Here is a 12,762-nt window from a genome sequence, read left to right as displayed (position 1 = left end):
CACCACCTTCTAATAGGGGAGGTTAATTACATATATACTAACCTCCCACTGTGCAAATTTTAGTCTTTATTGTTGAGGTTTCGCTTCAGAATAATCATTTGCTTCTATATAGTCCTTAATTTCCTTTTCAGCTTGTGCAAGTGATTTTTCAATAGCTTGATCTTCTTTATATACTCGTTCCAGTGCAGTCGCGTAAGCTAAACTAATTTCCCATGCATAAATTGGTTCAGGAATTGCATAAGGAATAACTTCTTCTGCGACTAATTTTCTCCATGGATCACTCTGTGCTTCTGGATCAGAATTAATTGCCTCATCTACTGATTTACGCGCTGAGAACTTTGAGAATTTTGTTGCATCTCTAAAAAATTCTACTAAGATCTCTGTGTCTCCAGCTAAAAGATATGATATAAAATCAGCAGCTTCTTGAGGATGCTCTGAGTTTCCGTCAATGGTTAACGTCCAGCCACCTAATGAAGCAGTAGTTTTTTCTTGATTTCCATCTGGTGTTGGCAATACTGCAACACCTACATTTTCTACCACATCAGGGAAATCCGTTTTTAACTGATTTGCTGCCCATGATCCATTAATTGTCATAGCTGTTCTTCCTTCAGCAAATGCTTGAATATCCGTGTATCCGCCTGGCATTTGTACAGGCATTATTTTTTCATCATATAGTGTTTTCCAAAATTCAAATAACTCTTTATACTTATCATTATTAACCGTTGCCTCTGACCAATCTTCACTAATTGGGTGTCCTCCAATCATTCCCTGAAGACCCCAATGTGTCCATGCCAGTTCATCGGTAGTGCCAGCTGCCGTTAGTCCAGACCTTCTGTCTTTTTTTAGTTTCTTACCATATTCTATCAACTCATCCCATGTGGTAGGTGGTTGTTCAGGGTCTAAACCCGCCTCTTCAAAGAAATCTTTCCGGTAATATAACAAGGAAGAAGGTTCAGCAAGTAATGGCATCGCATAATGTTTACCGTTGTATGTTACAAATTCTTCAATATTATCATGAAGATCTTCCCAAACCCCCGGATCCAAGTATTCATCCAGAGCTTGTATCTTGCCTTGATCAGCTGAGAAAATGATTTTGTTATAGTTCATTGTTGTAATATCCGGACCTTCACCAGAAGCTTGTGCTGCTGTAATTTTTTGATCCCATGCATCACCTGGAATTACTTCCATCTTCACCAACACTTCGTCTTGGGAGTTGTTGTATTCATCAATCCATTTATTAAACCACTCTTCTTCTGATTCACCCCATTTAGGTGTCCAAAAATTAATCACTGTTCTATCAGTATTTGCTTCTCCCCCTCCACTCCCAGCTTTTGAAGTAGGACCATCGCCACACGCAACGAGTAATGAGAGTACTAGAGCATTCATAATTATTAATAATACAAATCGTTTTTTACGTAACATAACAACACCCCTTTTAGTCATTTTTTATTTTTCAGTGAGTAGAACACTTATACAATAGAATAGAAAATCTCATTATGTAAGCGTATTCACTATTGCATCTATTAATCTTGTAGCTTTTTACTATCTTCACAATCACCTCCTTTAAATTGAGAATAAAAATCAGCTTAATTTACAACTGAACCATTTAAATTTGTAATAAACGATTCGACTTCAGAAGCATATGGCAATGAAGGTATCGCACCTTCTCTTGTCACTGTTATTGCTCCAACAGCATTTGCAAATCTGACTACCTCAGGCAAAGGCAACTCTTTAACAATTCCAACTGCTAATGCACCATTAAAGGAATCTCCTGCAGCAACCGAATCAACTGGCTTTACTGAAAAGCCAGAAACATGTTCTACTCCGTTATCATTAACTATTAGTGATCCTTTTTCAGCCAATGTAATAATGACGTTTTTTACTCCTTTTTTTAATAATACCTTTCCAGCGTTTTCTGCATCTCCTATTTCATTAACTTTAATTCCAGTTAATATTTCTACTTCTGTTTCATTGGGGGTTAAATAAGTGACTTGACTTAATAACTTATCACTTAGTTCTCTTGCTGGGGCAGGATTTAAGATAACAGGAGTATGATAATAATTTGCCATCGATACCGCTTTTTCTACCATCTCAATATCCATTTCTAATTGGACAATTAGTATTTTTGAAGCTTTAATTACCTCTTTAACCTTCTCCAAATCGGTTACAGAATAACGTAAATTAGCACCTGGAACGACAATAATTCGATTATTCCCGTTTCTTTCTAATGTTACTAATCCAACTCCCGTGTTCTCATTGAAATCCTGAAGCAGATATTTCGTATCTATACCTTCATTAATTAAGGTTTTAATGGCTTCATCACCAAATTGGTCCCCTCCGAGTTTACCTATCATCGTTACTTTCTCATTAAGTCTCGCAGCTGCTACAGCTTGATTTGCCCCCTTTCCACCTGGAAATCTCGAGAAGTTATCCCCTATAATTGTTTCTCCATCCTCCGGTGCTCTTGGGGTTCGAACAACTAAATCCATCATAAAACTACCAATAACTAATATACTCACAACAAATCTACTTCCTTTTCTGTAAAATTCTATGTGTAATCGTTATCACATAAATTAATTATCTATTTTGTTTAAAAAATAATTAGTTTCTAAGTTTCTTTCTCTACGCAATATGTGTAATCGTTATCATATTGTTAAACTTTTTATTTATCGGCAAAACTAAAAATTAAAGAACTATGTATATAGATTAAGTAATCGATTACACATATGATACTATATTAAATAATAAAACACAATATCTTTTTTTAAAATGTTTTGTCTTTTATAAATACTCATTTACAAATAAAAGTGTCTTTTTAATATGCTCTTCTTGATGTACAAAATGTTGAGCAAAAGGATAAACTTCTAATGTTTTCGGTGCATTTATCTGATTATATACCCCAAACACAGGTTTCGGAGGGCAGATCGGATCTTTTAAACCTACAGAAACTCTAATTCTGCAATTAATATTAGCAGCTAAATTCAAATTATCAAAATAAGATAAAGTTGAAAATACTTGTTCTATTTGCTCAGGGTGGCGATCTAAAAAACGCTCAATAAAAGTTAATGAACCCTCTAATTTTTCGTGTATAGCCAATTCAATATCACACATATTAGGTATATCAGCAATTACTAATTTCGGCCGACTATCAAGTGCTGCTACTGCTAATGTAATCCCTCCGCCCATACTTGTGCCTATTAAAGCCATTCTATTATGATCAATTTCAGAACGAGTACAAGCAAAATCAATAGCTCTAACTCCATCCATATAAACCTTTCGATAATAATACTCTTCTTTATCCAAAATACCTTGTGTTACCCAACTTCCCATCTCATTGCTAGAATAATTGGAATAATCACCACTTTGTCCGTGTCCTCTGCAATCAACTGCAATAACCGCATATCCTTGAATCAGCCACTTCATGTAATCAGCAATAGCGCCTTTACTACCAGCATATCCATGAAAAGAAATTAAACATGGTAGCTTTCCTTGAAACTTCTTTGGCAACAAATAATAAGCTTTTATGGCTGTTTCATCAAACCCATGATAGGTTAGTTCATAAGCACTGATTTGCGAGATCGGATAATCAAGCTCTTTCAATACACTGTTTAGAGGTTTCTTCCTTATTTCATTGTAGGTCTCTTTCCAAAAGGCATTATGGTCATTTCTCTTTCTTTGTGAAGGGCGATATAATTCTAATTGGTTAATTGTATGCTGAATATATTTTGACACCTTTTCCCACTCCCTTGCTTTCTTTATTTTTCAACGATTTTACACCTCACATTCACTACACTCTTTATATAAGTAATCCTTTAAATTAGCTAATACATCAGAAGTAAAAGTTACATAATCAAACACCGTGTGAAACCGACGAAATTTATGGTTATACCCGTTGACAGTCATTAACGTTTCTTTTATTTCCTGCCAGGTGATTCCAATGTCATCTGGATGATAGATTACTTGTGCATCCTCCAAGGCTTGACGGAGAATCTTTAAACTACTATTAGACAAATAAAATTGCTGTAAATAGGAGACAATTACAATTCCGAGGGCAACTATTTCACCATGTATATAGTTTTTCTTAGTGGTCATTTCTAAATTCCAGGCAAATAAGTGTTCTGATCCCGCACTTATGGGTGCATCTGGGTGTTCCTTATATAATTCTGTCGAGAATCTTGTGTTTTCCATCAGAAGATGCAATCCATCCTCCGTTACGTTTCCTATTTCTTTTGCATGTTTCGTTACTTTACCCATCATTTCCTCGATTCTTTGCCTCACTTTTGGATTAACTGACGCAAGTCTTCCTTTTTTCGCTCCAATCAACCAATCATTTAATGTTGTTTGCATGTATAATAGGTCTCCGTATCCTGCACGGTTAAGACGCTGGTCTGATAAAGATAGTATATCATAGTCAATTACTAACTGTTTCGGGTAACTAGCTATTTTAAAGCCAAATGCACTTCCATCTTTTTTAATAGAAATAAAATCACTGAAAGGTGCATTTGTTGAGGAAATCGTTGGTACTAATATTGGAGTCAAATCTTGTAGATAGGCAAAATATTTAGCGGCATCTATGGCCGTCCCTCCACCGAGACCGACAATGCTATTAACTTTAGGGAATGAACAACTTAACCTATCTAATGTCTCTTTGTCCAGCGTATCGATAATTACTACTTGCACTGGCATATTCTCTTCAAATAAATGCTTACATAGCTTCCAGGGTATATCCATCGTTACAACAATGTAGCGTTCTAGTTGTGTTAAATAATTGCTTAAAATCCTCTTACCATATTTTATATCCATATGCTTTTTCACTTAATAATTCCTCCTCCATTCATATTTCCAAGATATTCACGAGACTTCAGAGCTAACAAGTTTTAGTTAGCTCTGAACATCCATTTATTTTCACTCATTGAATTACTATAGCATCTAACGCTTCTATCATAACCTTACCTGTTACATGTTTACCTGTGAGGATATCTATTCCTTTTTCTGGAATGGTTATCTCTTTCGGCTCTGTATTCATATTCACATAAAAATAATACTTATCTTCCTTGTTTTCTCTACAAGTTTTGTAAACACCTTTTGGTAATAATGTATAAGCTAAAGCAGATTCATTAGCTATATCTTTTAGCAAATCACTCACTAAGGTGTCGTTTCCCATCACTCCGACAAAGTAAACGATTCCAGATTTGTAAAGATTCTTGGATATAGCTGTCCGACCAGCATAGAATTTTTTCGTATAGGTGGCTAAACTTTCTGCTGTTTTTAACTCTAGCATATCTAACCAGACTTTTACTTCATATTCCTTATTATTATAGGAAATACTGTTTGAGTAACGATCAGGTAATACTTCAAATTCATCTACATTAACACCTGCCAAATCTGTCAACAATCCGGGCCATGGAGTATCAATGGTGGTATTTTCCCACGTTTTAAATCCACTTCTTGCTCCAATAATAAGATGACCACCATTTTCCACATATTCTTTCAAATTAGCTTGTATTTCATCCGATACCATTGTTAATGATGGCGCGATAACTAAACGATATTCAGATAGATCCATCCGAGGATCTACTAAATCAGGAGTTATGCCCATTTGAAGTAACGCCTTATAATACGAAACGATGTGCTTTCGATAATCAAAATTTTTATATTGAGTATGTGCTTCAAAGGACCAGATATGGTCATAGCTGTGAATAATTGCAACAGGTGACTGTATTTTTGTTTCTGCTAATGCTTCACTGAAATCTTGCAATTCATTTGTTAATTGTTTTATTTCATCAAAGGCTCTTCTTGGCGAACCGTCATGTCTAAGGATACCGTTCGGATTTTGCTCCCAACTATATCCATTAGATCTCCATCGATAAAAAAGTACTGCATTGGATCCTCTAGCTATATCCTGTAATGCCCACAATCGTACTAATCCAGGTTCAATTGCTAAATTATAATTACTATAGTTAAAATAGCCATTTTTCTGTTCCATTACCCAGACATTATCCTTTTTTGCACTACGATGTATATCCAAACTCAGGCATGTCCAAGTATTATCCGCATCCACATCTGGGTAAATATCAAGACTTATGAAGTCTAGCTTCTCAGATAAGTTATATACATCCAAACCAGGATACAAGCCCATTGTATTATGAGTGACAAAATGATGTGGTGCGTGTTTTTTGATAATTTCAACCTGACGATTTAGATGATTTACAGTGGAATCAGATTGAAATCGCTTGTAGTCAAGTATTTGACTTACTGACTTTGTTAATTGATCAGCAGTTGGCAGTTTTATTTCTTCCCACTCATTATACACCTGGCTCCAGAATGTTGTCCCCCATGCTCTATTCAGGTTATCTAAAGTATTATACTTGTCCTTTAACCAATTCCGATATCCCTCTTCACATTCAGAACAGTAACAAGGTACGCTCCGAAGTTCATTGTCAATCTGCCATCCAACTACAATCGGATTCTTGGCATAATGTTCTGCCAATTTATTTACTAAGCGATCGACATAATATTTAAAATTTGAGTTGTTATGGCAATGAAATCCCCTTTCAGCATGGATACGACCAAATCGATCATGTGCAACAACTTCCGGATTCACATGGCGCAGCCAGACTGGAGATGCTTCAATTGGTGTACCTAAAACAACTTCCATATTTTCTTCCGATATCATGGAAATAAAATCATCCAACCAGCTAAAATCGAAATCTCCATCTCTTGGTTCAAGTTTGGCCCAAGCTGACTCTGCAAGTCTTAATACATTAATTCCTGCTTCCTTCATTAATTGAATATCCTTTTGCCATCTATCCCTTGGCCAATGTTCTGGATAATAAGTTGTACCAATTTTGACATTCTGCTTCATATTAAACACTCTCCCTTTCAAAATTAAGCCCCTTAACGAAAACCTATAGAAAACTGTTGTTAAATATTATGGAACAATTGTATAATAGATGAAGATATTTCCGTTTTATACTATACAAAACCTTTGATTCTCGTAAAAGATGCTTCTAATTATTATATGAAGAAATTCTTTAAAAAAGGAATGCAGAAAATGACTGATTTCATTAACAATCCTGCTATAACTAAACATACACGTCCACCGGGTATTTTAGTATGTGACCATTACAATAAGGCTGTAGGATATGTCGTCAACCGTACTGATGGAGCAAGGAATTGGCATATTACTTTTACCCTTTCTGGTACAGGGATTTATAAAGTATTAAGGAGAAACTGGAATTGTCAAGCTGGTGATGTCGTTATAATCCCCCCTAATATGTCACACTATTATGCAACAAACAGTGAACAACCATGGAATTTTATATGGGCACATTTTACTCCAAAAGGAGATTGGTTAGATCTATTAAAATCGTTAGAGAAGTCGAATAATGTTATTTTTCTTAGTATCAAAAATCAAATTACTCATAATAAATTATTACAGACTTTCAAGCAACTTCAGCACTGCAGTATACAACAAGATGCTATTCATAATCGCATTGCTTATAATTCATTAGAGTATATTCTCTTACTGCTTGCTCAATATAATGCAAAAAATAAAGCTCCAAAAATTGATGAAAGAGTAGAAAAGTTATTAGACTATCTCCAAGTAAATTTAAAAAAGAAACACTCGATAGAATCACTCGCTAACACGGTGGCCCTATCTCCATCAAGATTGTCACACCTGTTTAAACAAGAGGTGGGGGATTCCATTGTACAATATTTGTTAAAAATGCGACTACGACAAGCTGCAAATCTCTTGGAATACACGTCTGATCCAATACTTGAAATTGCTGAAGAAGTAGGATTTAAAAATCCATATTACTTTACTAGACAATTTACAGCTTACTATGGTGTAAGTCCGAGATACTATCGAAATCGTCATAAAACTAAATAATAGTTACTTTCTTTAGAAAACAATTCATATAAATCAGGTGATAATGTGAACAGTAAATTATACATATTTGTAGAGGGTTTTTCACATCTAATTATTCTTAACTTTCTTTGGATTTTGTCTTGTATACCGATTGTCACTATTTTTCCAGCCACTTCTGCTATGGTAAGTGTTATTAGACACTGGAAAACGCAAGGTGGGGTTACTAGAATTACCCATACGTATTTTAAATATTTTAAAAATAACTTTGTCCAAAACTTTATCCTTGGTGTTATCTGGTTGATCTTTGCAGCTATCCTTTCTATCGATTACTTTTTTTTAGCACAAATTTCTTCAAATATGAAAACGGTATTAATTGTTTGCTTATTAATTGTATGCTTATTATTCCTAGCTACATCAGTGTTTTTATTTCCAGTCGTCACACACTATCAAGTGAATATAAAATATGCGATAAAAAATTCATTTCTATTATCTATCGTATATTTTCCGACTACTTTAATCATATTACTGAATATTGCTTTGTTAGTGGTTATTCTATACATTGCTCCTTTAACTGGACTAATTGCTTTTAGTTTATTAGCATTTGTGAATTATTCGTTGTGTCACTCTATTTTTCAAAGAGTGGATCGATTGAACAATTTTTCTAGCTAAAATGGAAAGAAGAAAAATCCATGGAGTATTTCTATGGATTTTTCGTATTATTTTAAAGTTATTATTCCGTTGGGGTTTCTATTTTTGTTTTTAAATCACGGATGTCATCAGCTAATTGTTTAAGAACAGCATCCTCTATTTGTTGCAAAGTAGTGTTCGAATCTATATTTTTTGCAATAGACTCATTAATTTTCTCAATAAATATAGGCCATGCTTTTCCGTCGAGTGGGGTATATCTGCGAATTGGAAGTTGATCGCTTAATTCTGCATATAACCGATTTGCTTTCTGGTCACCCAGGAATGGATTAGTTGTCTCTTGATACCAAGGCAAACTAGTAATATGATTCCATGCAGGTTGAAGATTATTATCCACAAAAATTTTCCATGCTTCTTCAGTAACATTCATCCACTCAACAAATGCCCAGGCAGCTTCTTTATTCTCGCTTTGTGATGGTATAACCCAGGTCGATCCTCCAATTGCTACATTTATTCCTAGAGGCATACTAGTAGCACGCCACTTTCCTTCTTGTTCAGGTACTGCGGCTTCAATAGCTCTGACTGCCCAGCTTCCTGAAGGTAAGGAAACTAATTTTCCTTGCTTCAATAACTGTTTACCTTCTTCACTGTACAATCCTGATAAATGTGGTGCCCACTCTAATTGTGCACCTCGTTTCACATAATCTAACCTTTCAGCGATTAAGTCTGTATTTCGCAACCAATTCAATTCACTATCAAAGTAGCCTACTGAATCTACTGTATGAATAAATGGTGAATCATTGAATTCCATAATATACATACCATTAGCGGTTAAAGTTTGGGCTACTGTCATAAAGTTTTCTGGGTCTTTAATGTATTCCCCTAGTTCTTCTGGTTCGCTTGGTAAGCCTAACTGTTCGTAAACATCTTGTCTGTAAAAGAACACTCCTGGTGCAATACCTGAAGGCATTCCTAATAGCCTTTTTCCATCAATAGATTTCCATTGCTCCCAATAAAATTCAGGTACTAAATCTTGATATCTTCCTGCATTATAAGGAGGTTGTAACAGGTCTTCTAAGAAGTTATCCACACTATATCTCGGAAAATTTCCTATTTCAACCATCGATACATCGGGAGCTCCTTCACCAGCAGCTAAAGTTGTTTGTAGCTTATTGTGTAGATCACCAGTTTCTAGTACCACCTTGTTTACTTTTATATTTGGGTAAGTTTTATTAAATGCTTTTATAATATCGTCATATGTGTCAGTAGTCCAAGTCCAAAATGTTATTTCTCCTGATAAATCGGAATCATAAGTTAATTCAATACTCTGTGTACCTCCCCCGGCACTACCATCGCCTTCACTTATCTCACTGTTATTGGTGCTATCAGATGTATTATCAGTATTACTCTCTGTACTACCGATGGAACAACCAACTAAAAATAATGTAATAAAAACCATTAACACTACAATTGTCCTTGTTTTCATATTAGGTTCCTCCTGTAATTTTATTAGTATCTAGAGAACACCTTTTGTGAACCTCTCCCCTCCTTTTACTTTGATAAAATATGTGAAAGCGTATTATCATACACTTTACACTCATATAATGTAAACGTTATCATATTTGGCAAGACTTTATTCATAAGGGTTGGTAACTATACCTATGATTCGAATATTAAAGATCAAATTCCTGTGCAACATATTTTACTTCCTGGTATTCTTCGAGACCATGCCTTGCGCCTTCTCTTCCTAAGCCACTGTGCTTCATTCCACCCATCGGTGCATACGCTACTGATGGAAGTGCGTTATTTAAACCTAATACACCAACTTTTAAACTTCTTTGTAATCGCTCAATTCGTGAAATATCATTCGTATAAAGATAGCCAGCTAATCCCATGTTTGTGTTATTAGCCTTTTCTATTGCTTCCTTTTCCTCTGAAAATCTATACACTGCTACGATTGGTCCGAATATTTCAGTTTGTGCCAAATTACATTTACTTGGGATGTTATCTAACATTACAGGTGCTACATAATAACCTATAGAAGGTATCTTTACATCTGATGTTAAACGCCTTGCTCCAAATTCCTCTGCTTCCCTTACCAACTGTTCTAAACGATCTTTGTTTTTTAAATCTATTACGGGTCCTAAGTCAGAAGATAGGTCATTGACTGGATCTGAAACTTTCATTGCACTGATAGATTCTCTAAACTTAGTAACGAACTCATCATATACACTGTCATGAATATAAAATCGATTTGCTCCTATACAAGATTGGCCATTATTTCGAAATTTTGCAATCATTGCCCCTTCTACAGCTTTATCCATATCAGCATCGTTAAATACAATAAATGGTGCATCCCCACCTAATTCAAGTGCCAGCCGTATGAGTCCTTTTGCAGATTGTTGTACAATTGTTTTTCCTATTTCTGTTGAACCTGTAAAACTAGCAACTTTAACTGCAGGGTGAGACATCAGAGCTTCTGTCATTTGTGCCCCCGGACCATGTATTAAATTTACTACACCGTCTGGAAATTCAGCTTCTTCTAAACACTTAAATAGTTCTATTACTGATAAAGGAGCTAATTGCGACCCCCGAGCAACAACGGTACAACCAGCAGCTAAAGCCGGAGCAATCTTTCGAGCTTGTATAGATATAGGGAAGTTCCATGGTGTTAGTGTTAGAGCAACCCCTGCTGGTTCTGTATAATAGATGTGTGATTTATTACGTACATCACTTGGCACAATATGTCCATGAGGTCTTCTAATCTCTTCAGCAAACCACTGAAAATACTCAGCAGCGAAATTAATCTCACCGATTCCCTCATGTAATCTTTTACCAGATTCCTCTGCTAAAACTTTACCAATTTGCTCTCTTTTTTCTCTTAGTAAATCTGCAACATGATGTAACATATTTGATCTTTCTCGTACTGAAAATTGGGACCATTCTCGAAAAGCTTTTTCCGCAGCTTCCACTGCTAAAGCTGCGTCATCTTTTCCACCATATCCTATTTTACGTATAACCTCTTCAGTAGAAGGATTTATAACGGGAATGGTAGCTTGTTGTATTGGTTCGGTCCAAATACCATTGATAAATAAAGATTTATTCTCTACCGTATTCTTCATAACTATTACCACCTTTTGTAGAGTAATTATTACAAGAGGATTATATTGGATTAGGAAATATCAAACCGTGTTCTAATCCAAAACTGCTCAATTCCTTCACAATTTCTTCTGTTAAACTCATTCCATTAATCTTACTATTTTTATAAGTTTTATTTCTCCTCTCACCCGGATAATAGATTTCTTTAACTCCTTCTATTTTGGGAGAGTCTTTCATTTCATCTATTAAACAATCAATTCTTTCAAAATATTGCTCTAAATCCCCTAATTTACGAATGTCCATTACGATAAAGCTATGTCCGACGTTTGCCTCTGCATTCTTTTCACTGTATAGATTATGAACATATGGGCCAAACGCAGCTCCAGTTAATATCCCGGATAAAACCTCTACAGCCAATGCTAAGGCATAGCCTTTAACACCACCAAATGGAAGTAAAGCACCATTCAGAGCTGTCTCTGGGTTTTCGGTCGCTTTTCCTTTCTGATCAACTGCCCATCCAGAAGGAATTAGTTGATTATTTTTTTTGGCTAAAATAATATTCCCTCGTGCTACAACACTCGAAGACATATCAATGATTATTGGTGGTTTATTACGGACAGGAAAGCCAAAAGCAATAGGATTCGTACCGAAATATGCTTTTTTCCCTCCCCAAGGAGCAATACCGGGTGGCGAATTAGTAGTCGCCATCAATGCCATATTATTTTGGCATGCTTTTTGGCAATAGAAAGCTGCTGTTCCAAAATGATTACTTCCTTTAATAAATACTCCTACCATACCTAATTCTTCAGCAACTGCGAACGCTCTCTCTAAAGCTCTAATCGCCACAATCTGTCCTAAACCATTATCTCCATCAACCTTTAAAAATGAGCCTATTTGTTCTATGTTCACATCCGGATTTGCATTTATTCTTCCTTCTCTCACTCTTTTTGCATAGGTTACTAATCGATTAATACCATGACTACTCGCTCCCTCAAGCTCTGCTCTCACTAGTGAATCCATTACCATATTTGCATCATACTCATTTAAACCTACTTCTACTAATAGATTAACTCCATATTGATAAACTTGATCAATTTGGAACTGTAATTTTGCCATACTAAACTAGACACCCTCTAATAATTGAA

At 35.4% G+C, this 12,762-nt stretch carries 10 protein-coding genes; 2 read left to right on the top strand and 8 right to left on the bottom strand.

The genetic code is table 11. The features are described from left to right. Nucleotides 1-66 precede the first annotated feature (66 nt). The 5 genes from ACZ5N5_RS10980 to ACZ5N5_RS10960 form a co-directional block, all read right to left on the bottom strand. Nucleotides 67-1,422, bottom strand: coding sequence for an ABC transporter substrate-binding protein (locus ACZ5N5_RS10980; protein ID WP_464372475.1), 1,356 nt, complete (start codon nt 1,420-1,422; stop codon nt 67-69). A 164-nt stretch (nt 1,423-1,586) separates the two neighbouring features. Then, nucleotides 1,587-2,519, bottom strand: a complete 933-nt coding sequence (gene rbsK, locus ACZ5N5_RS10975) for a ribokinase (RefSeq protein ID WP_464372474.1) — start codon at nt 2,517-2,519, stop codon at nt 1,587-1,589. 262 nt (nt 2,520-2,781) lie between these two features. Then, nucleotides 2,782-3,732 carry an acetylxylan esterase gene (locus ACZ5N5_RS10970; protein ID WP_464372473.1) on the bottom strand — a complete coding sequence of 317 codons (951 nt, stop codon included), beginning with the start codon at nt 3,730-3,732 and terminating at the stop codon, nt 2,782-2,784. Between the two features lie 39 nt (nt 3,733-3,771). Further along, on the bottom strand, nt 3,772-4,815 hold the full coding sequence (locus ACZ5N5_RS10965) for an iron-containing alcohol dehydrogenase (protein WP_464372472.1): 1,044 nt from the start codon (nt 4,813-4,815) through the stop codon (nt 3,772-3,774). Between the two features lie 94 nt (nt 4,816-4,909). After that, nucleotides 4,910-6,865 (bottom strand): beta-galactosidase, encoded by a 1,956-nt coding sequence (locus ACZ5N5_RS10960; protein ID WP_464372471.1) that lies wholly within the window; start codon nt 6,863-6,865, stop codon nt 4,910-4,912. 156 nt (nt 6,866-7,021) lie between these two features. Between ACZ5N5_RS10960 and ACZ5N5_RS10955 the strand changes: the two genes are divergently transcribed. After that, nucleotides 7,022-7,894 carry a helix-turn-helix domain-containing protein gene (locus tag ACZ5N5_RS10955; RefSeq protein WP_464372470.1) on the top strand — a complete coding sequence of 291 codons (873 nt, stop codon included), beginning with the start codon at nt 7,022-7,024 and terminating at the stop codon, nt 7,892-7,894. A gap of 45 nt (nt 7,895-7,939) precedes the next feature. Continuing rightward, entirely contained in the window at nt 7,940-8,542 is a 603-nt protein-coding gene (locus tag ACZ5N5_RS10950; protein ID WP_464372469.1) for a YesL family protein, read from the top strand. A 61-nt stretch (nt 8,543-8,603) separates the two neighbouring features. Here ACZ5N5_RS10950 and ACZ5N5_RS10945 read toward each other — a convergent pair whose 3' ends face one another. The 3 genes from ACZ5N5_RS10945 to ACZ5N5_RS10935 all read right to left on the bottom strand — a co-directional run bounded on the left by ACZ5N5_RS10945 (nt 8,604) and on the right by ACZ5N5_RS10935 (nt 12,733). Next, entirely contained in the window at nt 8,604-10,004 is a 1,401-nt protein-coding gene (locus tag ACZ5N5_RS10945; RefSeq protein WP_464372468.1) for an ABC transporter substrate-binding protein, read from the bottom strand. Nucleotides 10,005-10,191: 187 nt separating this feature from the next. Next, nucleotides 10,192-11,640 carry an NAD-dependent succinate-semialdehyde dehydrogenase gene (locus ACZ5N5_RS10940; RefSeq protein ID WP_464372467.1) on the bottom strand — a complete coding sequence of 483 codons (1,449 nt, stop codon included), beginning with the start codon at nt 11,638-11,640 and terminating at the stop codon, nt 10,192-10,194. A 40-nt stretch (nt 11,641-11,680) separates the two neighbouring features. Next, nucleotides 11,681-12,733 carry an Ldh family oxidoreductase gene (locus tag ACZ5N5_RS10935; protein ID WP_464372466.1) on the bottom strand — a complete coding sequence of 351 codons (1,053 nt, stop codon included), beginning with the start codon at nt 12,731-12,733 and terminating at the stop codon, nt 11,681-11,683. Nucleotides 12,734-12,762: the final 29 nt, after the last annotated feature.

This window comes from Gracilibacillus sp. JCM 18966, from assembly GCF_055392695.1.
The sequence above is the reverse complement of the archived record's forward strand: the minus strand, read 5'-3'. Positions and strand labels throughout refer to the sequence as shown.